Source organism: Bradyrhizobium sp. Pha-3, assembly GCF_042258325.1.
GTDB lineage: Bacteria > Pseudomonadota > Alphaproteobacteria > Rhizobiales > Xanthobacteraceae > Bradyrhizobium > Bradyrhizobium elkanii.
The window spans coordinates 1,014,711-1,036,352 of the sequence record NZ_CP170151.1 but is presented as its reverse complement, the minus strand read 5'-3'; the positions used below and the strand labels follow the sequence as shown (position 1 = coordinate 1,036,352).

Here is a 21,642-nt window from a genome sequence, read left to right as displayed (position 1 = left end):
CCTTCGCCGGGACGACACTGAGTGTGTTGCGGTGCGCAATTGCGCACCGGGGAATGACGACGGAGAGAGATGACGCTACGCCGCCCTAACCGCTCGGCGGCGCCAGCGGCTGCACGATCTCCTGGAACGGCGGCAGCGCCTCGCAGCGCGCGGCGTGGGCCTTGAGCGCCGGATAGCGCGCGTCGAACAGATGCGGATGCGCCTCGCCGGTGAAGCGCAGCGCGCAGGCCACCGCGATGTCGGCATGGCCGATGCGATTCCCCAGCCAATATGGCGACGGCACCGCCGCGCGCTCCTGCTCCAGCACCGCGAGCACGCCAGCGATCTGCGCCTCGCAACGCTCGACCCAGAGCTTCAGCTGCTCCTTGCGCAGCACGCGCTCATAGACAAGGCTCACCGCCTTGTCGGCGAGCCCGGTCGCCAGCGCCGTGATGCGCAGATGCTTGCGCCGCTCGGGCCCCGAGCGTGCAATCATCGCCTTGTCCGGCCCGACCAGCTCGTCGAGATAATCCAGGATCGCGCCGCTCTCGATTAGCGCCTCGCCGTCATCAAGCACCAGCGTCGGCACCCGCCGCACCGGATTGTAGGCCGCAACCTTCTCCGCATCGCCGAACGTCGACCACGGCTTGTGCTCAAACGGCAATCCATAAAGCCGCAGCGCGATCGCGGTGCGGCGGACAAAGGGCGAGTCGTACTGGCCGATCAAAAACATCTGTCATCTCGTCGGTCATGCCGCGGCCAGCCGCGCCGCGAAGCAAAAGCATTCGAGGGGAGCGGCCACGCCGGGTCAAAGGTTGCGCTTTGCACCATCCTAGATGGGTTGCGTCGCGTTGCAACATGCGGAGTCATTCCGGTAAGGCATTGCCTGCCATTAATTCCGCTGAGGCAGCCGTGCTCGCTCAGCGTGCCGTTCCTGCCTGGTGCGCAACGGGTCCCGGGTCGCGCTTACGCTTGCCCGGGACGACGGCAGAGCAGCTACCCAATCACCGGCACGTGCCTCGCCGCATCGCGCGGCAGTTTGCCGTCGAGCCTCGGATCGTCCGCCACCTCGATCTGCCGCAGGAACGGACGAAAGCCGGAGCGCTGGTAGAACGCGACGGCCGAAGGATGGTCGAAGGTGCAGGTGTGCACCCAGACGCGGCTGACGTCGCGCGACCAGGCGATCTCGAGCGCGCGGTTCATCAGGAAGCGCGCGGCGCCGGTGCCGATGAATTTTGCGGTGACGCCGAAATAGAGCAGCTGGCATTCGCCGGGCACGCTGAAATCGAGTTCGAGCAGGCCCTCATCCTGGCCGTCGACGGCCAGCCCGTAGAGCTCGTTGCCGGGGGCGTGGATCCTCGAGGCGAGATCGGAATCATCGAGCGCGGTGCGGGTGAACCACAGCCATTCCTCGCCGACGCGGCGGTAGAGATCGCGATACCAGTCGAGCGCGGGCGGCTCGACCTTGCGCAGGCGCCACGCGCCGGGCGGATCGTCGCGCCGCGCCGGGCGCGCAGTCATTTCCAGATGTGTGACGACAGCGGCGATTTTGCCGTGTGGGATGTCGGAATAGCCGTCGGGCAGCAGCATTAAGCGACCTTTGGTTCCATATTGCTGTCGGGAAATATCGGCATGTCACTGCGCAGATGCAATGCAACGCCGCGCAACAACGTTACCGATTTGTCAGTGGGGATTTGCGCGAATCAGGCGCTCGATGTCGAGAGGCCCCCGGAGCATCGACCGTGTCGCGCCATCACACGCTGCCGCCGATCATCACTACGCCGCCACCACCGAAGCCGAAGCCCGCGCGGCGCCGGCGTGGCGTCGGTTACGCGCTGGGTGTGCGTGCGGCTGACGAGGCCGCAGACATCGAGGATGGTGCACCAATGCGCAGCACGCCGGTTGTTCCGCAGCATGCGCGCCCGGTCGAGACCGTCGAGCGGCGCGCGCCGTCGCCGAACGGCAAGCTCAGCGACGACACGCTGCGCGCGATGCTTGAGGTGCAGGAGAAGCTTGAGAGGTAGGGTGCGCCGGCGCTTGCTACACACTCGCTGTCGTCCCTGCGGAAGCAGGGACCCATAACCACAGGGTTGCGTTGTTGAACGGCGCTGTGGTCCCGGCACCGCAAAGCAATCGGCATTCGTGGTTATGGGTCCCGGCCTTCGCCGGGACGACGGTGGAGTTTGTGGCGCAGCCGGTGAGACGTACTCGCCCTCTCACCTCGGCGTCAGCGTGATCGCTTCCGCGGTTGCGGCTTCGACGGCGCCGCGGCTGTAGAGTAGCGGCACATACTGGCCCGTCGCCCACAGCGGCGCGAGGTCGCGGTAGTGGCCGCTGAAGGGATCGCCGGATTGACCCGGCGTGTTGACGGCGCGGCTCGCATCCCAATTGCCGACATCGAGCACCATGCGGAATGAAGCGCCGGAGATCAGATGATAGTCGGAACGGCGATAGGTGGCGGCGCGCGGCACGTTGGCGGCGCCGCCGAATGCAAGTTGGCCGACCTGCATCTGCGCCGCGGTCGCCTTGTCGGCGAGCGGCATCAGCGCGTGATTGAATTGCGCGACATGCAGCCGGCCCCAGCGCCAGGTCGACGCATCGGGACCGAGCTTGTCGGCAACGTCGGCGACGGCCTCGCCGAGGCTGTCGCGCAGCACGCGGTCGCGCTCGGCTGAGGGATCGCTACCGAGCGCCGCGTCCGGCTTTTCGAGATAGCCGACAATGGCGGAGATGCTGGAGGCCTCCGGCGCGATCAGCTCGGCCGCCTTCGGCGCGGTGGTCTTGAGCAGCACCGGGCCGAGATGGTTTGCGATCCACACCTCGTAGACCGCGGCGGCCGCGCTGTCCGCCGCGTCGCGCGCATCCCACGCCTTGAGCAGATCGAGGCCCTTCCTGACGTTCGCATCATCCGACGTGAGCGGCTTCAGCAGCGCGACGAGGCGCCGCGCGAGCATGCCGGTGTCGTCGTTCTGCAGCGCCATCGCGTCCGCCAGCGTCACCTTGCTGTTGGCCTGCAGCACCTCGGTGATGCGCTGCCAGCGCGCGCTGTCGGCCCATTCGAATCCGACCCTGCGCTCACCCACCGGATAATCCGCCGGCAGGTTCATCTGGTTGGCGGTGGCGATAAAACCCTGCTTCGGCTGATAGAGCTTCGGCAATTCGTCGAGCGACAGAAAGCCCTGCCACTCATAGCGGCCGTCGCCGGGCACCGGCATCAGGCCGTCGAAACTGGCGCGGCGCGGCGTCTTGCCGGCGGCGACCCAGCCGATATTGCCGCTGATATCCGCATAAACCTGGTTCTCCGACGGCGCGCCCCAGCGCCGCATCGCACCGAGGAAGCCGGCCCACGACTTCGCGGTCATGTAGTCGGACGAGCCGAAATAGGCCGAGGTGCCCGGCTCGAACCAGATCGAGCGCACGGCGAAGGCATGCTTCCTGTCGGCATCGACGAAGATCACCGGGCCGTGGCGGGTGAACTTCAGCTCGAGGTCGCGGTCGGGCTCGCCCTTCACCGCCTCCTTCTCATGCACGATCCGCATGTCCTCCCAGCCGGTGCCGTAGCGGTACTGGTTCGGATTGTCGGGGTTGAGGTCGTAGACGTAGAGGTCTTCCTGGTCGACGTTGAAGATGGTCAGCCCGAACGCGATGGTGTCGTTGTGGCCGATCGAGATGCCCGGCAGCGCCGGCTCGCCGGCGCCGATCACGGAAATGCCGGGCGCGTTGAGGCCGACGATGTAGCGCAGCGACGGCACCGAGTGCTCGCGATGCGGATCGTTGGCGAGGATCGGACGTCCGGTCGCGGTGCGCGATGCCGCGATCACCCAATTGTTGGAGCCGATGGTGTCGCGCTGCTGGTCGGCCTCGGCGAGGTACGTGTCGGGATCATGCGCCAGCGCCGCCTTCTGGTCCTTCGGGGCGGCGAACTTCACCGGCCGCGTGGCAAGATCGTAGGCGGCGAGCACCGCCTTCGGCACGCTGCAGGGATCGAGGCCATCGGGAATCCTGGTGGTCCAGGTCGGCTCCAGCTTGACGCGGAAACGATCGGCATCGAGGCCGGCAGCGCAGGCCACCCGCGAGCGCTTCACCTCGGAGGCGACGTTGCGCGTCAGACCATGGCTGCGGACGCGCACGACATCCTCTGCCGACCACAAATCCGGCATCGTACCTGCGATCCTGAACTCGATCGGCAACGCGCGCTTGCCCGCCTGGACGTCGGCGACGTAGGCGTTGACGCCGGCGACGAACGCCTCCGCATAGGATTTCGCCTTCGGGCCATAGGCGGCCCATTCCGCATTCATGTCGCCGCGATAGAGGAACAGACGCAGCGCCTTGTCCTGCTCGGCATAAGCGGGGCCAAAATCCTTCGCCAGCAGGCCCAGCCCGCGCTTGCGCCAGAGATCGATCTGCCAGAGCCGGTCGCGCGCGGCGTTGAAGCCCTGCAGGAAGAACAGGTCGTGCTCGTTGCCGGCATAGATGTGCGGAATGCCCCAGACATCGACCAGGATCTGGCCCGGCGCCTTCAGCCCCGCGACGTCGGTCTTGACCTCGCGCGCTGCGACGAGCGGGCTCGGCTTCTCGCGCGCGGTGGCGGGAGCGGTGAGTATTGCGGCACAGAGCGCGGCAGCGAGTAGCTTGGCGACGCGGTTGAGATCCGTGTTCATGTTGTTCTCCGATGGTTGTTATTGATTGTTGTGCGCACTTGACGAGATTGAATTGAGCGGCAGCGACGCTGCGCCCCCTCTCCCGCTTGCGGGTCGCGACGAGCAAAGCTCGCGCTGAGAGGGCTGGGTTGGGGGTTTCGCCGCGATGGGACTAGTCATGATGCGGGGAGAGCCCCCACCCGCATTGCATCTCCGATGCAATGCGACCTCCCTCGCAAGCGGGAGAGGTGCAGCGAGCTGCCGCAGCGTCAGATCATTACTACTCCCCCTCGTCGCTCGCCAGCACGCCCTTCACGGCGCGGGCCCAGCCGGCGAGCTTGCGCTCGCGCGTTGCCTGGCTCATCGCCGGCCGGAAGCGGTGCTCGAGCCGCCAATTGTCGGCGAACTTCGCGGGCTCCGGATAGACGCCGGCATCGAGGCCGGCGAGATAGGCGGCCCCGAGCGCCGTGGTCTCCTGGATCATCGGGCGATCGACCGGGGCGTTGAGCAGATCGGCGAGGCGCTGCATGGTCCAGTCCGAGGCGGTCATGCCGCCGTCGACGCGCAGCACGGTGTTGGCGGCATTGGCCTCCGGCCAGTCGGTGCGCATCGCGGCCCACAGATCGAAGGTCTGGTAGCAGACGCTCTCCAGCGTGGCATGCGCGAGCTCGGCCGGACCGGTGTTGCGGGTCAACCCGAACAGCGCGCCGCGCACGCGCGGATTCCAGTACGGCGCGCCCATGCCGACGAAGGCGGGCACGAGATAGACGCTCTGCATGCTGTCCGACTTGTCGGCGAGCGGCCCGGTCTCGGCGGCATGCTTGATGATACCGAGCCCGTCGCGCAGCCACTGCACCGCGCTGCCGGCGACGAAGATCGAGCCCTCCAGCGCGTAGGTGCGCTGGCCGCCGAGCTGATACGCGATGGTGGTGAGCAGCTTGTTCTTCGAGGCCACCGGCGTGGTGCCGGTGTTGAGCAGCGCGAAGCAGCCGGTGCCGTAGGTCGACTTCATCATGCCGGGCTCGAAGCAGGCCTGGCCGATGGTCGCGGCCTGCTGATCGCCGGCAATGCCGGAGATCGCGATCGGGCCGCCGAACAGATCGGCGGCGCTCTCGCCGAAGCGGGCGGAGGAATCCTTCACTTCGGGAAGCATCGAGCGCGGCACGCGCAAGAGGTTGACGAGGTCGTCGTCCCAGGCGCCGGTGTGGATGTTGAACAGCAGCGTGCGCGAGGCGTTGGTGGCGTCGGTGGCGTGGACTCGCCCGCCGGTGAGCCGCCACAGCAGATAGCAGTCGACGGTGCCGAACAGCAGTTCGCCGCGCTCGGCGCGCTCGCGCGCGCCCGGCACGTGATCGAGGATCCAGGCGACTTTTGTGCCGGAGAAATAGGGATCGATAATGAGACCGGTCTTGGCCGAGATCGCCGGCTCATGGCCCTCGGCCTTGAGTTTTGCGCAGATGTCGGCGGTGCGGCGGTCCTGCCAGACGATGGCGCGGTGCACGGCCTGTCCGGTGGCGCGGTCCCAAACCACGGTGGTTTCGCGCTGGTTGGTGATGCCGATCGCGGCGATGTCTTTCGCCTTGAGGCCGGCCTTCTCCAGCGCATCGCGGCACACCATCACGGTCGAGGTCCAGATGTCCTCCGGCTCGTGCTCGACCCAGCCGGAGGCGGGGAAATGCTGCGGAAACTCCTGCTGCGCGACGGCGGCGATGGAGATGTCGCCGCGAAACACCATGGCGCGCGACGATGTGGTGCCCTGATCGATGGCCAGCACGAAAGACATGAGCGTTTCCCTTAAAGAGCTTCATCCCAAGAGGGATTGGTGCAGGCGCAAAGGGAGCGGATTACCGCGGCGAGGTCAAGATTGGTGCTAGCGTTACCGCTAAGGCAAATGACGGCAATGCTGCCAGCCCCGTCATCCTGAGGAGCGCGAAGCGCGTCTCGAAGGATGCACGGCCACAGTCGGGCTGTCGACCCTTCGAGGGCCGCTGAAGAAGCGGCCACCTCAGGGTGACGGTGATCGAGCGAAGAGAGCGTCCGATCACATCGGCCGGTAGGTCCTGACGTCGGCGGGGACATTGACGCCGATCTTGATCGCGCCGACCGAGCGGATGATGTCGTCGCCGAGCAGCTGGGCGAAGCAGGCGTAGCCCCAGTCGTTCATGTGCAGGCCGTCGGCGGTGACGAAATCGGTGATCGGGATCGCCTGTTTCTCGTGCCAGTCGCGCATCACCTCGAAGCGCGGGAAGATGCCGACATGGCGCAGCGCGGCGATGCGGCCGAGCAGCTTCACCATGCCGCGCGCGCTTTCGGGACGCTCGGTGACGCGCGGCGAATATTGCGGATCGACCAGCACGACGTCGGCGCCGGACGCCTGAAGGCGCGCCACGCCGTTCTCGACCTGCTTGGCGGTCTCGGCAGGGTCGAGGTTGCGCAGCACCGCGTTGGTGCCGACCTGCCAGATCACCATGTCGGGATGTACGTCGATCACTTCGGTTTGCAACCGCGCCATCATCTCGGGCGCGTCCTCGCCGCCCTTGCCGCGATTGAGCACGGTGATGTCGGCGGAGGGATACTGCCGGCGCAACTGTCCGGCGAGCCGGTTCGGATAGGTGAATTCCGGCGCCGACGATCCATAGCCCTGGGTCGAGGACGAGCCGAACGCGATGATGACGACCGGCTTGCCGGCGGCGAGCTTGGCCGCGACATGCGGCAGCGAGCCGGTGCTGTTCGGCACGCCCTTGGGCTGATGACAGGGCACGCGGTGGAAGATGTCGCTGGCGGATTTCGCGGCCTGCTTCACCTTGTCGAACGCCTTCGCGGCGGCGCCGGGTTGCGGCGGATTGGCCGCATCGGCCGTCGCAGCGGGCTGCGTCGCGTCAGGCTTTGCAGCCTCGCCCTTGCCGTCGGACGAAAGCGCCGCATGCTGGTCGGCCTGCCCGGTCTGCGCGCGCGACGGCGCGACCGCGAGCAGTGCAAGCGCCGCAGCGGCGCACAGACTCCGCCCTGCGGAAGCGCGAAAAGGGAAGGCAAAACGCATTTACTCTGCTTCCTCTAATTCTGCTGCACCGGGCCCAGATGGGCCGCATCGATCACGAATTTCGCCAGTGCGCGGCCGAGACAGGCATGAACCTTCTTGGCCAGATCGACACCATGCGAGGTGCTGAACAGGTCAAAATATCCGGCGTCGCTCCACTGCTTCATAATCGCGAACCGGTCGAACAGCGGAACGTCGTGCTGCTGCGCCACCACCTTCATGTTGTCGAGATATGGCGGCGCAGAGATCATCGTCTCCGTACGCGGGCTGTATTGCAGATTGACCAGCACCACGTCGGTCCCGGCGTCCCGCAACGCAACAACGCCTTCGTTGATGGCGGTACGGAAATCGTCGGGATCGACTGCTCGCATAGCATCGACCGTTCCGGTCTGCCAGATAACCAAAGTAGGCTTTTTTGCTTCAACAAGCTTAACAAGAGTTCCCGCGGTCTCCTCGGCGGTGCTCTTTCCCTGTAATTCTACGGATAGATCGATCGTCGACGACGGCAACGCCTCCTTCAGCGCCACCTGCAGCGTGGCCGGATAGGCGCTCGCCTCGTTGCCCTGGATGGTCGAGGAGCGGCTGCCGACCACCAGCACGTTGAGCGGCCGGTTGGACTTGATGGCGTCGGTGACCTTGGGCAGCGAGCTCTCGCTCGAAAGCAGATAGGCGGGCACCTCGCAGGGCGGCGGCGGTGCCGGCTCCGCCGTGTCGCCGGCGCGCGCGGGCGCCGCCGCCAAACCGGCCGTCAGGCAGGCTGCGAGCAGCGTCTGGCCCAGCATCGTCCGCGCGGACTTCATGCTCCCCCTCCCGCCAGATCGGCGTTGCCGGCGGCGCCTTTTTTCGAGGCGCCTTTGTCGGCGGAGTGCTTGTACCACGAAATGATCCACGCCATGCCGCACATGATGAGGATGCCGCAGACGCTGATCAAGGCGTGCAGTGCGGCACCGCCAGATACTTCGGCAAGCACGAAGTGACCGGCAAAGGCGAGGAAGACCCCGAGACAGAATATCTCAAGCGAGTGCTGGCCACACAGGATCAAAGGTCGCAGCCAGGGCGATTTCAGCCCCGGCCAGTCCCTGGGCAGGAAGCGCACGGTGAGCGCGGCGAGCGCCAGGAAGTGCGCGAACCGCAACACGTCCAGGTCGGTCTTGTTGATCGGATACATCCATTGCTCGATCACCTTCGGCATGATGTGGCCGAGCTGCGGCACGTACCAGGTCAGCGTCACGAAGAACGCCGCGACCAGATAGACGATGCAGATCCACATCGTGATGTTCGACGACAGGATGCGCGACATCCGCCGCGCGCCGCCGAGCGCGCACCAGGCGCCGAACACGAACAGCAATTGCCAGGCGAACGGATTGAATGCCCAGAAGCCGTTCGGATAGGCCGAGAGATAGAGGTCGAACTGCCAGGTCAGCGCGTAGAGCACGACCGAGAGGCCGAGCGTGACGTCGGGCTTCCATTTCATCAGCCACAGGATCAGCGGCAGGAACAGCATCAAGACTATATAGAGCGGCAGCACGTCCATGTTGACGGGACGGAAGCGCAGCAACAGCGCCTGGACGATGGTGACGTCGGGCTGCTTGAGGAAGTCCATGATCCCCATTTCCTCGCTGTAGAGCGGGTTCTCGAACGAGGTCGCGACATAGGAGATCTCGGCGAGGAAGATCGTGAACAGGAAGACATGCGCGACATAGATCTGCCAGACCCGGCGCAGGATGCGCGCGGTCGCGATCACGAAGCCGCCCTCCAGCATCGCGCGGCCGTAGACGAAGGCCGCGGTGTAGCCGGAGATGAAGATGAAGATCTCGGTGGCGTCGGAGAAGCCGTAATTGCGGATCGTCAGCCAGGTCAGAAGATTGGTCGGCAGATGATCGATGAAGATCAGCCACAGCGCGAGCCCGCGGAACAGATCGAGGCGGAGCTCGCGCTCGCCGGTCGCCGGCAGCGTGATCGCGGGCGCAGCAACCTTCGCCTCGGCCTCAGCCTTTACCTCGGCCTTGGCGTCAGCGACCGGCGAACCGGCTATGGGGTCGGCAATCGAGCTCATCAAACACCGTGTCGGCCGCGGACGCCCCGCACGCCGTGCTGAAAAGATAATATCGGTCCGCGAGTTGCCGACAAAGCACGGAGTGCGGCGGCATGCGGCCGCGCTTTAGAGCGGAACTATGTTGAAACCACGATGAACGGACCGCCCTTGGGCCGCCTTTTCGCGGCCTGGCAGGCGATTGGTTCCGGCGGCTCAATTGGCTATGATGGCGCCCTGTTCGAGCATGATCCGGTCGAAAACGGACCATACGCCAGGACCATCGGATTGAGCCGCATGTACCGCGCCGTTACCCGCCAGATCGAAGTCACCGTCGAGCCGAACTTCATGCCGGAGCGCTCGTCGGTCGACCGGCGCGAATATTTCTGGTCGTACAAGATAGTGATCGTCAATTCGAGCCCGGAAACGGTGCAGCTGCGGACGCGGCACTGGATCATCACCGACGCCACCGGCCGCCGCCAGGAGGTGCGCGGCGAGGGCGTGGTCGGCGAGCAGCCGGTGCTCGCGCCCGGCGAGCGCTTCGAATACACCTCAGGCGTGCCGCTGCCGACCGCCTCCGGCTTCATGACCGGCAGCTATCAGATGGTCACCGAAGCCGGCGAGCGCTTCGACATCGACGTGCCGACCTTCTCGCTGGATAGCCCGAGCCCGGGCGGCAAGCGGGTGCTGAACTAGCCGTGCCGTCGGTGTGCCGCCGCACCCCACGCAGTCATACCCGTGAACTCGGGGCAGGATAGTTCTGAAAACTAGCAATAGTTCCGGTTTTTCTGATCGACCCGACGGGCAAACGCGGCACGACTGAGCTCAACTCGTCATCATTCAGTGTGCAATTGCGCATTCGACAGCACGGCCGCCACGCAATCAATACAATCGACCGGTCGGCGCCAGGAACCAATGTCTCCCGAGACTCTTGGCTCCCTGACACACAGCACCTTTTGGAGGAGCAAATGAAGAATCTCGCGATCTATTTGGCAGCCGGCGCAAGCGCACTTGTCATGACTGCCACAACCACTGTTTCTGCCGGACCGCTTTCACTCGGCCCGTCCGTCGCGCCGGAGAGCAACATCCAGAACGTTCGCATGGTTTGCGATGAAGCCGGCCGTTGCTGGCGCGCACGTGGCGAACGCCGCGTCATCGTCCGTGAGCCCGGTGATTCATACGGATACGCGCCTCGCGAGCGCTACATCGAGCGCCGTGGCTATGAAGAGCGTGATGGCATCGGATTCCGCGCTCCAGGCGTGAGCATCGGAATCGGCACCGACCGCTACTGAGGAAGCGGAAAAGCGTCAGAACGGCCGCGGAGAAATCCGCGGCTTTTCTTTTTGCAGGCGCGGCATCTCAAACGGCGTGGACCTGGGTCCACCGGCCGCCTGCCCCACCTTCACAAGCGAGGGGCACCGGCGCCTCGCATGCGCTCCAGGAGCCAGAAAGCCCCGATCGCAACGAACGAGAGAACGAAGATTGCTCCGCACGCCAGGAAAGTCTGTAGGAAACTCGTATCCATGACATCCTCCTTTTGATCGCTTGCAAGCCCGGCGTGCGACTAACGCGCTCAATCTGCCAAATTGTCGCGCGAGATCAGATCGAAGCCGCTGGTTTCAGAAATTCGCGGCGACCAGATCGTAAGAACCTCTGCTTCCGCGGACATAAACCCTGGCGGCAGCGGCACATATCAGATCGCGGTTGGCATCGAATGCGTGCAGAAGACCAGGCTCGTCGAGGTAGGCATCCGATTGAAGCCGTTTCAACGCGCCTTCGGTAACGAAGAACGATGCCTCAATAGCACTGTCGTATCCCCAAAACCGCACGGCGCGCCGCGTTTGGTCGTATGAACGACTATGATTTGGAAATTCAATCATGGGTAAGGCCTATCAGGTTGTTGCCACAGCTTGTCGTGATCCGTGACGCGCACATTCAGGCGACGTGACGTTTGGTCGATCGGTTACAAGATTTGGCAGCTAAGGGTTCGCGCTTCCGCAAAGGGGATGCTGTAACGATACAGTTGCGCTGCTGATCAAGTGGCTACCGCACCAGCAAATGACAAGCCCATTCGCACCAAGCCCCGACAAATAGATGCAATTCGTCCCGTGTTTGGCGGAAAGGTCTCCGCGTGCGCGATATCACCGCGGGCTTCAGGCTGTCGTCGCTCACCGAGCGTGTTGCGCTCCTCGCGCTAAAGTCTGGATATGCCCCCGATTGCGAATTGAGTCGACTACCGGACGTAAGGGGTATCTACTGCGGTCATCACTGCTCCGCCTCTGGCCGATATCGGTGACTAAGCTCCCGCCAGTGACCAGGAGAGTTTTATGCCGATTGCTCAACACAGCCAGCCTGAACCGCCGCCTCATGATCTGCCGGCGTTGGAAGCCGTGAGGACAAGGGATGCTGCGAAGCCATTCCTTCCTGGCCTTCAGCGTGACGCGATGCTTCGCAAGGCGCGCCTGGTCGAGACCGCCTCGCACATCGATGAATGGCTGACGTCTCCCGGCCTGCGAACGCCGCGCTAACTGCGATCTCGAGGAGAAGCGGCTCCAGTACGGGGCCGACGGAGGCCATCATTCTCCCGATACCACCGGGGCATGGCCTCCGGTCGCCTCTCACCAAGCGATGGCTTCGACATTGCTTTCAACTGTGCTTGAGGAACAGGCGACCGCGGTGAACGTTGTCGCGGTACAGATATTCGCGCGCGCCATCCGATTTGCTTGTGCCCGGTGATTTGTGGCCTTGGTGCTCGTTATTCGACCCTTTGCCTCCCATATACAAATCAATCCTCGTCAGCCATCGAGATTGGTCGGAATGCGCGGAGACCTCCAAGGAAAGGGCCTGCCATGTTCAAGTCTCAGGAGTACCGCGCCAAGGCAGCCGCATACGGCGAACTGATCAAGCGTTCGAGCAGTCAGGGCGAAAGCCGCAAGGTTCAAGAGCAGCAAGACCGCCTCGCTTCGCTCGCGGATAATGAGCAAGGATTGGCGAACAATTTCGACAACGCAATAAACGTTGCGGAGCAGGACCGTTCTCTCGGCGCCGCCCTTGCCGCCGAAGAGGAGTACGTTCTGCGGTGTCTCGGCGCGGCCATCATCATGCAATGGAACGTCCTGCCGAAGGCGCTGCAGCGGGAAATCTTCGACACCGCCGGATCAGTCGGAAAACTGTTGGAGACGGCGGCGCTCCGCGGGCAGATCGCGCGCTTCCTACACAAGCACAAGGATGATGCAGGTCGCGACAAGGTTCTGGAGGCGCGTCAGGATGCGAGATCGGGCGCTGCGGCTTTGTCCCGATGGGATAATGAAGGAGGTGCAGTCCCCGATGGACTGCCGATGTGAGCCAACTACGACAACAGGAGATTCGCCATGTCACTTACCCAATTTTGCGTCGATGACGGACACCACAGCATGGGCGGGCTGCGGCTTCTCGCCCGTGATGGAAATGAACGGGTCGAGGCATTCATCGGCCGCAAGGTGATGGACGTCTGGGCCGAGTCTATCGAGCACCGCGGCGGACATCAGAGCCTGTTCCGCGATCAATACAACGCGCTCGGCAAGCTGAACCTGGCGGCGATCGAGCGGATCGTCAGTGCGAAATACCAGCGTGGTGCTGCGCTCAACCGCCAGCATCCCTATGTCGAGGTATTGTTCTCGGACATTACCGACAGCGGGGAAACCTTGAATCTGAGCGGACTCGTGCGCGAGACCCTGCCGCCCGCGTTTCACCGGCTGAGTTGAGATCGATCCAGGAGGAATCCCATGACGAAGAAATCCCTGCTCTCCATTGACGAACCAGAGCCGAAGAAACCACTGCGCGCCGACCGGCCGCCAACCGAAGGTTTCGTGATCATTGTCGACAAGCAGTTTAAGTCGGAGTTCGACACCGCCGAGGCTGCTGAAACCTCTGGCCGACAACTGAAGGCGGCTTATCCGATGCTTCAGATCGAAATCTATGACGCCGCCAGCCAGACCCGCATCTTGCTGAGCTGACAGGCCTGGTTACCGGGCCTCGTGGTCGGTTTCCCGCCTACTCCACGCCGGCTTCCTGCGGCGTGAACTCATACACCGACGAGCAGAACTCGCAGGTCACGACGACCTTGCCGTCCTTCACCATCTCGGCACGGTCATTCGGCGCAAAGCTCTTCAGCATCGACGACACCGCATCGCGCGAGCAGGAGCACTGCGCACGCAGCGCTTGCGGGTTGAAGACGCGAACGCCGCGTTCGTGGAACAGGCGATAGAGCAGCCGCTCGCCGGACAGATCGGGATCGATCAACTCGACGTCCTCGACGGTCGAGATCAACGACTGGCCCTCGACCCAGGCATCATCGTCCGGCACGCTATGCGTGGCGGTGCCTTCCGGCGCATCGCCGGGATGCAGATCGGCCTGCTTGGCGCGCTCGGGCGCCTTGGGCAGGAATTGCAGCAGGATGCCGCCGGCGCGCCAGTGCAGCTTGCCGCCCTCGCCGCCGCGCATCTCCTCGCCGACCGCAAGCCGCACCCGCGTCGGAATCTGCTCCGAGCGCAGGAAATATTCATGGGCCGCCTCTTCCAGACCGCCGCCGTCGAGCGCGACCAGTCCCTGGTAGCGGCTGGTGTTCGAGCCCTGATCGATGGTCATCGCGAGGTGGCCCTTGCCGAGCAGTTCGCCCGAGTTCTGGCCGTTCTTGAGGCGCGATGCGTCGTAGCGCGCATAGGCGCGCAGCCGATCCGGCGCCTGGAAATCGACGATCAGGAGCGACACCGGACCGTCGGTCCGGGTCTGCAGGATGAAGCGGCCCTCGAACTTGACCGACGAGCCGAGCAGCGTGGTGAGCACGATGGCCTCGCCGAGCAGCTTGCCGACCGCGGGCGGATAATCGTGCTTGTGCAGGATCTCGTCGAGCGCGGGGCCGAGCCGGGTCAGCCGGCCGCGCAGGTCCAGCGCGCCGACCTCGAAGGCCAGCACGGCATCGTCGACAGGAACCGCTGAGGGCGCGCGAACCGGCGCTTCGGGCGTGATTTTGATGTCGGGGGATTGTGAAACCATGGCGCTCTATCTGAGGTCTCGGACCATGAAATAAAGGGGTTCACTCAACGAGAGATCGTCGTCCCGGCGAAGGCAGGGACCCATAACCACCAATGTGAGTTGCTGCATCAAGCTGGTGCCCCAGCCTTCGCAACAATTGACAGCGGTGGTTATGGGTCCCGGGTCGCGCTGCGCTTGCCCGGGACGACAACGCTTACTGGTCTACGACTACGCGACCGCGTCGAAACACCAGGCCAGGATGCCCTTCTGCGCATGCAGGCGGTTTTCCGCCTCGTCGAACACCACGGATTGCGGCCCGTCGATCACCTCGTCGGTGACCTCCTCGCCGCGATGCGCGGGCAGGCAGTGCATGAACAATGCGTCCGGCTTGGCGAGCGACATCAGCTTGGCATTGACCTGATAGGGCCGCAGCACGTTGTGGCGGTGCTCGCCCTCCTTGTCGCCCATCGACACCCAGGTGTCGGTGACGACGCAGTCGGCGCCGCGCACGGCGGCTTCCGGATCGGTGCCGAGCACGATCGGCGCGCCGGTCGCCTTGATCCAGTCGCGCATCGGCTTCTTCGGCGCCAGCTCCGGCGGGGTCGCGACATTGAGCTGGAACTTGAACCGCTCGGCGGCATGCGCCCAGGAGGCCAGCACGTTGTTGTCGTCGCCGGTCCAGGCCACGGTCTTGCCCTCGATCGAGCCGCGATTTTCCTCATAGGTCATGAGGTCGGCCATCACCTGGCAGGGATGCGAACGCCGGGTCAGGCCGTTGATGACCGGGACGGTGGCGTGAGCCGCGAGCTCGAGCAGCGCGTCATGGTTGAGGATGCGGATCATGATCGCATCGACATAGCGTGACAGCACGCGCGCGGTGTCGGCGATGGTCTCGCCGCGGCCGAGCTGCATCTCGGCACCGGTCAGCATGATCGATTCACCGCCGAGCTGGCGCATGCCGACGTCGAACGACACCCTTGTGCGGGTCGACGGGCGCTCGAAGATCATCGCCAGCGTCTTGCCTTCGAGCGGCTTCCTGCCCTTCTCATGCGCCTTCAGCTTCGCCTTCATGGCGGCGCCGGCGGACAGCATGTTGCGCAGCTCGCCGAGCGGCAGTTCGTTGATATCGAGGAAGTGGCGGACCGGCTTGCTCATTATCCAGCCGCCTTCTTCGGCTGCGCCGCCGGCAATGTCGCGCAGGCGCGCTCGAGCGCAGTGATCGACGTATCGATCTCGGCCTCGGTCACGATCAGCGGCGCCAGGAACCGCACCACATTGTCGCCGGCACCGACGGTGAGCAGCTTCTCGCTGCGCAGTGCTGCGATCAGGTCGCCCGACGGCACCACCGCCTTGACGCCGATCAACAGCCCCTCGCCGCGCACCTCCGACAGCACGCCGGGATAGCGGTCGACGACGGAAGCGAGCTTCTGCTTGAGCAGCAGCGACATCTTCTGCACATGCTCGAAGAAGCCGGGTTTCAGCATGACGTCGAGCACGGCATTGGCGGCGGCGACCGCGAGCGGATTGCCGCCAAAGGTCGAGCCGTGCGAGCCGGGCGCCATGCCTTCGGCCGCTTTCGCGGTCGCCAGCACCGCGCCGATCGGGAAACCGCCGCCGAGCGCCTTGGCCAGCGACATCACGTCCGGCGTGACGCCGGTGCGCTTGTAGGCGAACAACTCGCCGGTGCGGCCCATGCCGGTCTGCACCTCGTCGAATGCCAGCAACAGGCCATGCTCGTCGCAGAGCGCGCGCAGTGCCTTGAAGAACGCCTGCGGCGCCGAGCGCACGCCGCCCTCGCCCTGCACCGGCTCGATCAGGATGCCGGCGGTGTGCGGGCCGATCACCTTCTTCACCGCCTCGATGTCGCCATGCGGCACCTGGTCGAAGCCGTCCATCGGCGGGCCGAAGCCCTCGAGATATTTCGCCGAGCCGGTCGCCGCCAGCGTGCCCAGCGTGCGGCCGTGGAAGGCGCCCTCGAAGGTGATGATGCGGTAGCGCTCGCCATGGCCCTTGGAGAAGTGATAGTGGCGGACCAGTTTGATCACGCCCTCCATCGCTTCCGCGCCGGAATTGCAGAAGAACACGAAGTCGGCAAAGCTCTGCTCGCACAGCCGCGCGGCAAGCACCTCGCCGTCCGGGCTCTTGAACAGGTTCGACATGTGCCAGAGCTTGGTCGCCTGTTCCTGCAGCGCCTTGACCAGATGCGGATGCGCATGCCCGAGTGCGTTGACCGCGACGCCCGAGGTGAAATCGAGATAGCGGTCGCCGTTGGTTGCGATCAGCCAGGCGCCCTCACCGCGCTCGAAGCCGAGATCGACCCTGGCGAAGACGGGGAGCAGATGCGACGTGGCAGCGTTGGTCATGGCGTTCACTGACGGTTTTTAAGCCGACAATTGCCGCTGCGCCTTGACGCCAGCGCAGCAACGGCCAGCTTCGGAAAACAAAACGGCCGCCTTTGCGGGCGGCACGTGGCGGGCATTCTATGCTGCGGTCAGTAAGTGTCAATCGCCACGAAGTGGCCTTCCTGCAATGCGAAACGAGCGCAATCCGGAGCATTCCGGTGCGGTGGAAAAGCCTCATCGCAATGCTTAACTGTGTGGGAACATGTGGACGCACGGCCGCGGACTCTTGCGCCAGAGTCACGCCATATTGTAGCGTTTGGCCTGTCGGGTACGACATCTCGTGCGGCAGTACTGGACCCTCTAAGTAGCCTTCGTATCGCGCGTAAACGTTCGGGCGCAAGACCGCGCCCGGCGAGGGCTAAGGGATTCTGGCCGCAGGGATATTTGTCCAGATTGGCTCGCAGCGCCGCTCCAATGATTGGCCGGCGCTACGCGAAGGGAAGAATGCGATGACTGTATTGACCTGGTCCGACGATCGCGTCGAGCAGCTGAAGAAGCTCTGGGAGTCCGGCCTGTCGGCCAGCCAGATCGCGGCGGAACTTGGCAATGTGACGCGAAACGCCGTGATCGGCAAAGTGCATCGGCTCGGCCTCTCTGGCCGCGCCAAGGCACCCTCCACGGCCGCGCCGCGGCAGCGCAAGGCCCGCCCCGCCCAGCACATGATGCGGGTGGCGCGCCCGGTCTCGCGCGGCAACACCGCGCTGGCGCACGCCTTCGAGGTCGAGATGGAGCCCGATCCGATCTCCTACGACAATGTGGTGCCGATGAGCCAGCGGCTGTCGCTGCTCGAGCTCAACGAGGCCACCTGTCACTGGCCGGTCGGCGATCCCTCGAGCCCGGAGTTCTTCTTCTGCGGCGGCAAGGCGCTCGCCGGCCTGCCCTATTGCGCGCATCACTCGCGCGTCGCCTACCAGCCCGCCGCCGATCGCCGCCGGCCTTCGGCGAAGCCGCAGATCAAGTGAGCACTCGGGAAACTACGGACGAACTCAAAAACAAATCCCCGCGAAAGCGGGGATTTTTTTGTGGCGCGTAGCCCGTTACATCACCGCCGTCGTCCCGGCGCAGGCCGGGACCCATACGCCGCGGCCGGCGCAATCGGCAAGCGGCCAGACGGCTTTCTAACAACACCCATTCGTGGTTATGGGTCCCGGCTCTCGCCGGGACGACGCCATGTTACGGCTTGCGATGGCCACACGCCCGTTACGGCTGCGGCTCGGCCTTGGCGAAGCGGTCGTCGAGCGCGTAGCCGGCGCCGCGCACGGTGCGGATCGGATCCTGCTCGCGGCCGGGATTGAGCAGCTTGCGCAGGCGGCCGATATGCACGTCGACGGTGCGTTCATCGATGTAGATGTCGCGGCCCCAGACACTGTCGAGCAGCTGCTCGCGGCTGAACACGCGGCCGGGATGCTCGAGGAAGAATTCAAGCAGGCGATACTCGGTCGGCCCGAGATCGATCGGGCGGCCCGAGCGCGCCACGCGGCGCTTCTCGCGGTCGAGTTCGATGTCGCCATAAGTCAGCACGGTCGCAAGCCGCTCGGGGCTCGCGCGGCGCAAGAGGCCCTTCACCCGCGCCAGCAGCTCCGGCACCGAGAACGGCTTGACGATGTAATCGTCGGCGCCGGTGGCAAGCCCGCGCACGCGCTCGCTTTCCTCGCCGCGCGCGGTCAGCATGATGATCGGAAGCTGCTTGGTCTCGGGCCGCGCCCGCAGGCGGCGGCACAGCTCGATGCCGGACAGGCCCGGCAGCATCCAGTCGAGCACCACGAGGTCGGGAACGCGCTCCTTCAGCCTCGTGTCGGCATCGTCGCCGCGCCCCACCGTCTCGACATCGTAGCCTTCCGCATCGAGGTTGTAGCGCAACAGCGTCGTCAGCGCTTCCTCGTCTTCGACTACCAGAATGCGTGCGCTCATCGGTTTAAGTTCTTTCTCTGTGGTGATCCGTTGCCCAGACGCAAACCGAAACGCTTACTTCCTTGAACATAGTTCCCGCGGAAACGATTTGTCGCGAGGATCGTCCAGTTTCACTCTTGCCGGTTCCGCGCTTGCCGATCATGCCTCAGTTGCCCGGCACCGCGGTGGCAAAAGTGGTCATGTCCCCCTTCGGGCGCTTGTCGGTGATCTGCTGGCCCTCGATCATGTAGAACACGGTCTCTGCGATATTGGTGGCGTGATCGCCGATCCGCTCGATGTTCTTGGCGCAGAACATCAGATGGATGCAGAACGAGATGTTGCGCGGATCTTCCATCATGTAGGTGAGCAGTTCGCGGAACAGCGAGGTGCAGATCGCATCGACCTCCTCGTCGCCCTTCCAGACGTTCATCGCCGCCGGCAGGTCGTGCGCGGCATAGGCGTCGAGCACCGACTTGACCTGCGACAGCACGAGGTCGGTCATGTGCTCGAGGCCGCGGATCAGCTTCAGCGGCTGGAAATCGCTCTCCAGCGCCGCGACGCGCTTGCCCATGTTCTTGGCGAGGTCGCCGATCCGCTCGAGGTCGGTGGCGACGCGCATCGCGCTGACGATCTCACGCAGGTCGATCGCCATCGGCTGGCGGCGCGCGATCGTCAGCACCGCGCGCTCTTCGATGTTGCGCTGCAGATTGTCGATCTCGATGTCGGCGGCGACCACGCGCTTGCCGAGCGCGACGTCGCGACGGATCAGCGCGTCGACCGACTCGGTAATCATCCGTTCGACCAGGCCGCCCATCTCGGCGACCAGGCGGGTCAACTCCTGCAGGTCGCTGTCGAATGCCTTGGCGGTATGTTCAGAAGCCATCGCTTGTCTCCCTCAACCATGATCCCGGGGATTATGGTTTCGTTTCCTGAATTTTAGCATGACCTGATTGGAAAACCGGTTTCCACCTTTTCGGATCATGCCCGGTCAACCGAACCGGCCGGTGATGTAGTCCTGGGTGCGCCGATCGCTCGGTGAGGTGAATATCTTGTTGGTGTCATCGAACTCGATCAGCTCGCCGAGATACATGAAGGCGGTCTTGTCGGAGACGCGCGCCGCCTGCTGCATGTTGTGGGTGACGATCGCGATCGTGTAGTCCTCGGAGAGCTCCTGGATCAGCTCCTCGACCTTGGCGGTCGAGATCGGGTCGAGCGCCGAGCACGGCTCGTCGAACAGGATCACCTCGGGGCGCACCGCCACGGTGCGTGCGATGCACAGGCGCTGCTGCTGGCCGCCGGAGAGCGACAGGCCGGAGGCGTTCAGCTTGTCCTTGACCTCGTTCCACAGCGCGCCGCCGCGCAGCGCCTTCTCGACCCGGTCGTCCATCTCGGACTTCGAGATCTTCTCGTAGAGGCGGATGCCGAAGGCGATGTTCTCGTAGATCGTCATCGGGAACGGCGTCGGCTTCTGGAACACCATGCCGACCCGCGCGCGCAGCAAGTTGAGGTCGAGCTTGGGGTCGAGAATGTTGGTCTGGTCCAGCATCAGCTGGCCGACCGCGCGCTGGCCCGGATAGAGGTCGTACATCCGGTTAAAGATGCGCAGCAGGGTCGACTTGCCGCAGCCGGACGGGCCGATGAACGCCGTGACGCGGTTGGTGCCGAGCGTCAGGTTGATGTTCTTCAGCGCGTGGTGCTCGCCGTAGTAGAAGTTGAGGTTGCGCACCGTGACTTTCGGCGGCGCTTCCGGCAGCGGAACCTGGGGAACGTGGCCCGCGGCAGTCGTGGAGACGGAAAGCTCGGTCATTTTGCGGCCCTTTCGGCACCAAGGATACGCGCGCCGATATTCAACGCGAGCACGGTGAATGTGATGAGCAGCGCACCGCTCCACGCCAGCTCTTTCCAGTAGGCGTAGGGGCTCTGCACGAAGTTGTTGATGGTCACCGGCAGGTTGGCCATCGTCTTGGTCAGATCCAGGCTGAAGAACTGGTTCGACAGCGCGGTGAACAGCAGCGGCGCGGTCTCACCGGCGACACGGGCGGTCGCCAGCAGCACGCCGGTGATCAGACCCGATCGCGCCGCACGATAGGCGATCCGCTTGATCACCAGCGAACGCGGCAGGCCAAGCGCGGAGGCGGCCTCGCGCAGCGGATTGGGCACCAAGAGCAGCATGTCCTCGGTGGTGCGCAGCACGACCGGGATCACGATCACCGCGAGCGCGAGACTGCCTGCGATCGCCGAGAAGCCGCGCATCGGCACCACCACCGCACCATAGATGAACAGGCCGATGATGATCGAGGGCGCGCTGAGCAGGATGTCGTTGATGAAGCGGATCACCGAGGTCAGCTTGTCGTGCTTGCCGTATTCGGCGAGGTAGGTGCCGGCGAACAGGCCGAGCGGCGCGCCGATGCCGACGCCGATCACCGTCATGATGAGCGAGCCGACGATGGCGTTGAGCAGGCCGCCTTCGGTCGAGCCGGGCGGCGGCGTGTTTTGCGTGAACAGCTGCACGCTGAGGCCGGCGATGCCGTTATAGAGCAGCGTGATCAGGATCAGCGCCAGCCAGGTGACGCCGAACAGCGCCGCGCCGACACAGAGTGCGCGGATGATAATGTCGCTGCGGCGGCGGGATTTGTAGATCGGGTTCAT

Annotated in this window: 22 protein-coding genes; 7 read left to right on the top strand and 15 right to left on the bottom strand. The window is 64.6% G+C overall.

The window, feature by feature from the left end; all coding sequences use genetic code 11:
• Nucleotides 1-85: 85 nt before the first annotated feature.
• Together ACE10X_RS04910 and ACE10X_RS04905 are read right to left on the bottom strand one after the other, a co-directional pair.
• Entirely contained in the window at nt 86-712 is a 627-nt protein-coding gene (locus tag ACE10X_RS04910) for a glutathione S-transferase family protein (RefSeq protein ID WP_038387597.1), read from the bottom strand.
• A 263-nt stretch (nt 713-975) separates the two neighbouring features.
• Nucleotides 976-1,569 carry an N-acetyltransferase gene (locus ACE10X_RS04905; RefSeq protein ID WP_038387598.1) on the bottom strand — a complete coding sequence of 198 codons (594 nt, stop codon included), beginning with the start codon at nt 1,567-1,569 and terminating at the stop codon, nt 976-978.
• Nucleotides 1,570-1,721: 152 nt separating this feature from the next.
• On the opposite strand from ACE10X_RS04905, the gene ACE10X_RS04900 reads away from it, so the two are divergent.
• Nucleotides 1,722-2,003, top strand: coding sequence for a hypothetical protein (locus ACE10X_RS04900; protein WP_038387599.1), 282 nt, complete (start codon nt 1,722-1,724; stop codon nt 2,001-2,003).
• Between the two features lie 192 nt (nt 2,004-2,195).
• On the opposite strand, the gene ACE10X_RS04895 is transcribed toward ACE10X_RS04900, so the two are convergent.
• The 5 genes from ACE10X_RS04895 to ACE10X_RS04875 all read right to left on the bottom strand — a co-directional run bounded on the left by ACE10X_RS04895 (nt 2,196) and on the right by ACE10X_RS04875 (nt 9,712).
• Nucleotides 2,196-4,640, bottom strand: coding sequence for a penicillin acylase family protein (locus ACE10X_RS04895; RefSeq protein ID WP_038387600.1), 2,445 nt, complete (start codon nt 4,638-4,640; stop codon nt 2,196-2,198).
• Nucleotides 4,641-4,899: 259 nt separating this feature from the next.
• On the bottom strand, nt 4,900-6,402 hold the full coding sequence (glpK, locus tag ACE10X_RS04890; protein ID WP_038387601.1) for a glycerol kinase GlpK: 1,503 nt from the start codon (nt 6,400-6,402) through the stop codon (nt 4,900-4,902).
• Between the two features lie 258 nt (nt 6,403-6,660).
• Nucleotides 6,661-7,659 (bottom strand): SGNH/GDSL hydrolase family protein, encoded by a 999-nt coding sequence (locus ACE10X_RS04885; RefSeq protein WP_038387602.1) that lies wholly within the window; start codon nt 7,657-7,659, stop codon nt 6,661-6,663.
• Between the two features lie 14 nt (nt 7,660-7,673).
• Nucleotides 7,674-8,438: an SGNH/GDSL hydrolase family protein gene (locus ACE10X_RS04880; RefSeq protein WP_051003241.1), complete on the bottom strand. Its 765-nt coding sequence runs from the start codon at nt 8,436-8,438 to the stop codon at nt 7,674-7,676.
• A 14-nt stretch (nt 8,439-8,452) separates the two neighbouring features.
• Complete coding sequence (locus ACE10X_RS04875) at nt 8,453-9,712, bottom strand: OpgC domain-containing protein (protein WP_038387603.1); 1,260 nt, start codon at nt 9,710-9,712, stop codon at nt 8,453-8,455.
• A gap of 273 nt (nt 9,713-9,985) precedes the next feature.
• On the opposite strand from ACE10X_RS04875, the gene apaG reads away from it, so the two are divergent.
• Nucleotides 9,986-10,384: a Co2+/Mg2+ efflux protein ApaG gene (gene apaG / locus ACE10X_RS04870; protein ID WP_038387612.1), complete on the top strand. Its 399-nt coding sequence runs from the start codon at nt 9,986-9,988 to the stop codon at nt 10,382-10,384.
• 272 nt (nt 10,385-10,656) lie between these two features.
• Entirely contained in the window at nt 10,657-10,980 is a 324-nt protein-coding gene (locus tag ACE10X_RS04865) for a hypothetical protein (protein WP_038387604.1), read from the top strand.
• Nucleotides 10,981-11,307: 327 nt separating this feature from the next.
• Here ACE10X_RS04865 and ACE10X_RS04860 read toward each other — a convergent pair whose 3' ends face one another.
• Nucleotides 11,308-11,568 carry a DUF1488 domain-containing protein gene (locus ACE10X_RS04860; RefSeq protein ID WP_080583540.1) on the bottom strand — a complete coding sequence of 87 codons (261 nt, stop codon included), beginning with the start codon at nt 11,566-11,568 and terminating at the stop codon, nt 11,308-11,310.
• A 969-nt stretch (nt 11,569-12,537) separates the two neighbouring features.
• Here ACE10X_RS04860 and ACE10X_RS04855 point away from each other — a divergent pair.
• The 3 genes from ACE10X_RS04855 to ACE10X_RS04845 are packed head-to-tail and all read left to right on the top strand — an operon-like array spanning nt 12,538 to nt 13,683.
• Entirely contained in the window at nt 12,538-13,032 is a 495-nt protein-coding gene (locus tag ACE10X_RS04855) for a hypothetical protein (protein ID WP_375764060.1), read from the top strand.
• 27 nt (nt 13,033-13,059) lie between these two features.
• Complete coding sequence (locus ACE10X_RS04850; RefSeq protein WP_375764059.1) at nt 13,060-13,431, top strand: signal transduction histidine kinase; 372 nt, start codon at nt 13,060-13,062, stop codon at nt 13,429-13,431.
• A 21-nt stretch (nt 13,432-13,452) separates the two neighbouring features.
• Nucleotides 13,453-13,683 carry a hypothetical protein gene (locus ACE10X_RS04845; protein WP_038387607.1) on the top strand — a complete coding sequence of 77 codons (231 nt, stop codon included), beginning with the start codon at nt 13,453-13,455 and terminating at the stop codon, nt 13,681-13,683.
• A 37-nt stretch (nt 13,684-13,720) separates the two neighbouring features.
• Here ACE10X_RS04845 and ACE10X_RS04840 read toward each other — a convergent pair whose 3' ends face one another.
• The 3 genes from ACE10X_RS04840 to ACE10X_RS04830 form a co-directional block, all read right to left on the bottom strand.
• Nucleotides 13,721-14,722, bottom strand: a complete 1,002-nt coding sequence (locus tag ACE10X_RS04840) for an Hsp33 family molecular chaperone (protein WP_038387608.1) — start codon at nt 14,720-14,722, stop codon at nt 13,721-13,723.
• Between the two features lie 207 nt (nt 14,723-14,929).
• Entirely contained in the window at nt 14,930-15,856 is a 927-nt protein-coding gene (argF, locus tag ACE10X_RS04835; RefSeq protein WP_038387609.1) for an ornithine carbamoyltransferase, read from the bottom strand.
• Nucleotides 15,856-17,064 (bottom strand): aspartate aminotransferase family protein, encoded by a 1,209-nt coding sequence (locus tag ACE10X_RS04830; protein ID WP_038387610.1) that lies wholly within the window; start codon nt 17,062-17,064, stop codon nt 15,856-15,858. The genes argF and ACE10X_RS04830 overlap by 1 nt, the downstream gene beginning before the upstream one ends.
• A gap of 488 nt (nt 17,065-17,552) precedes the next feature.
• Between ACE10X_RS04830 and ACE10X_RS04825 the strand changes: the two genes are divergently transcribed.
• Nucleotides 17,553-18,065 carry a GcrA family cell cycle regulator gene (locus tag ACE10X_RS04825; protein WP_018269585.1) on the top strand — a complete coding sequence of 171 codons (513 nt, stop codon included), beginning with the start codon at nt 17,553-17,555 and terminating at the stop codon, nt 18,063-18,065.
• Between the two features lie 238 nt (nt 18,066-18,303).
• Here the strand turns inward: ACE10X_RS04825 and phoB are convergent, their stop codons facing one another.
• The 4 genes from phoB to pstA form a co-directional block, all read right to left on the bottom strand.
• Nucleotides 18,304-19,014 (bottom strand): phosphate regulon transcriptional regulator PhoB, encoded by a 711-nt coding sequence (gene phoB, locus ACE10X_RS04820; protein ID WP_016844067.1) that lies wholly within the window; start codon nt 19,012-19,014, stop codon nt 18,304-18,306.
• A gap of 145 nt (nt 19,015-19,159) precedes the next feature.
• Nucleotides 19,160-19,876: a phosphate signaling complex protein PhoU gene (phoU, locus tag ACE10X_RS04815; protein ID WP_038384871.1), complete on the bottom strand. Its 717-nt coding sequence runs from the start codon at nt 19,874-19,876 to the stop codon at nt 19,160-19,162.
• A gap of 105 nt (nt 19,877-19,981) precedes the next feature.
• A complete protein-coding gene (gene pstB, locus ACE10X_RS04810; protein ID WP_016844065.1) occupies nt 19,982-20,800 on the bottom strand; it encodes a phosphate ABC transporter ATP-binding protein PstB in 819 nt (272 codons plus the stop codon).
• Nucleotides 20,797-21,642 (bottom strand): phosphate ABC transporter permease PstA, encoded by an 846-nt coding sequence (gene pstA, locus ACE10X_RS04805; RefSeq protein WP_038384872.1) that lies wholly within the window; start codon nt 21,640-21,642, stop codon nt 20,797-20,799. Before pstA ends, pstB begins: the two co-directional genes overlap by 4 nt.

What these genes read in the sequence shown, in the direction of transcription:
- phoU (WP_038384871.1), bottom strand. Translation starts at nt 19,876, where the DNA reads ATGGCTTCTGAACATACCGCCAAGGCATTCGACAGCGACCTGCAGGAG.
- pstB (WP_016844065.1), bottom strand. Translation starts at nt 20,800, where the DNA reads ATGACCGAGCTTTCCGTCTCCACGACTGCCGCGGGCCACGTTCCCCAG.
- ACE10X_RS04840 (WP_038387608.1), bottom strand. Translation starts at nt 14,722, where the DNA reads ATGGTTTCACAATCCCCCGACATCAAAATCACGCCCGAAGCGCCGGTT.
- ACE10X_RS04905 (WP_038387598.1), bottom strand. Translation starts at nt 1,569, where the DNA reads ATGCTGCTGCCCGACGGCTATTCCGACATCCCACACGGCAAAATCGCC.
- phoB (WP_016844067.1), bottom strand. Translation starts at nt 19,014, where the DNA reads ATGAGCGCACGCATTCTGGTAGTCGAAGACGAGGAAGCGCTGACGACG.
- ACE10X_RS04875 (WP_038387603.1), bottom strand. Translation starts at nt 9,712, where the DNA reads ATGAGCTCGATTGCCGACCCCATAGCCGGTTCGCCGGTCGCTGACGCC.
- ACE10X_RS04850 (WP_375764059.1), top strand. Translation starts at nt 13,060, where the DNA reads ATGTCACTTACCCAATTTTGCGTCGATGACGGACACCACAGCATGGGC.
- ACE10X_RS04860 (WP_080583540.1), bottom strand. Translation starts at nt 11,568, where the DNA reads ATGATTGAATTTCCAAATCATAGTCGTTCATACGACCAAACGCGGCGC.
- glpK (WP_038387601.1), bottom strand. Translation starts at nt 6,402, where the DNA reads ATGTCTTTCGTGCTGGCCATCGATCAGGGCACCACATCGTCGCGCGCC.
- ACE10X_RS04910 (WP_038387597.1), bottom strand. Translation starts at nt 712, where the DNA reads ATGTTTTTGATCGGCCAGTACGACTCGCCCTTTGTCCGCCGCACCGCG.
- ACE10X_RS04895 (WP_038387600.1), bottom strand. Translation starts at nt 4,640, where the DNA reads ATGAACACGGATCTCAACCGCGTCGCCAAGCTACTCGCTGCCGCGCTC.
- ACE10X_RS04885 (WP_038387602.1), bottom strand. Translation starts at nt 7,659, where the DNA reads ATGCGTTTTGCCTTCCCTTTTCGCGCTTCCGCAGGGCGGAGTCTGTGC.
- apaG (WP_038387612.1), top strand. Translation starts at nt 9,986, where the DNA reads ATGTACCGCGCCGTTACCCGCCAGATCGAAGTCACCGTCGAGCCGAAC.
- ACE10X_RS04865 (WP_038387604.1), top strand. Translation starts at nt 10,657, where the DNA reads ATGAAGAATCTCGCGATCTATTTGGCAGCCGGCGCAAGCGCACTTGTC.
- ACE10X_RS04855 (WP_375764060.1), top strand. Translation starts at nt 12,538, where the DNA reads ATGTTCAAGTCTCAGGAGTACCGCGCCAAGGCAGCCGCATACGGCGAA.
- ACE10X_RS04830 (WP_038387610.1), bottom strand. Translation starts at nt 17,064, where the DNA reads ATGACCAACGCTGCCACGTCGCATCTGCTCCCCGTCTTCGCCAGGGTC.
- ACE10X_RS04845 (WP_038387607.1), top strand. Translation starts at nt 13,453, where the DNA reads ATGACGAAGAAATCCCTGCTCTCCATTGACGAACCAGAGCCGAAGAAA.
- pstA (WP_038384872.1), bottom strand. Translation starts at nt 21,642, where the DNA reads ATGAACCCGATCTACAAATCCCGCCGCCGCAGCGACATTATCATCCGC.
- argF (WP_038387609.1), bottom strand. Translation starts at nt 15,856, where the DNA reads ATGAGCAAGCCGGTCCGCCACTTCCTCGATATCAACGAACTGCCGCTC.
- ACE10X_RS04880 (WP_051003241.1), bottom strand. Translation starts at nt 8,438, where the DNA reads ATGCTGGGCCAGACGCTGCTCGCAGCCTGCCTGACGGCCGGTTTGGCG.
- ACE10X_RS04825 (WP_018269585.1), top strand. Translation starts at nt 17,553, where the DNA reads ATGACTGTATTGACCTGGTCCGACGATCGCGTCGAGCAGCTGAAGAAG.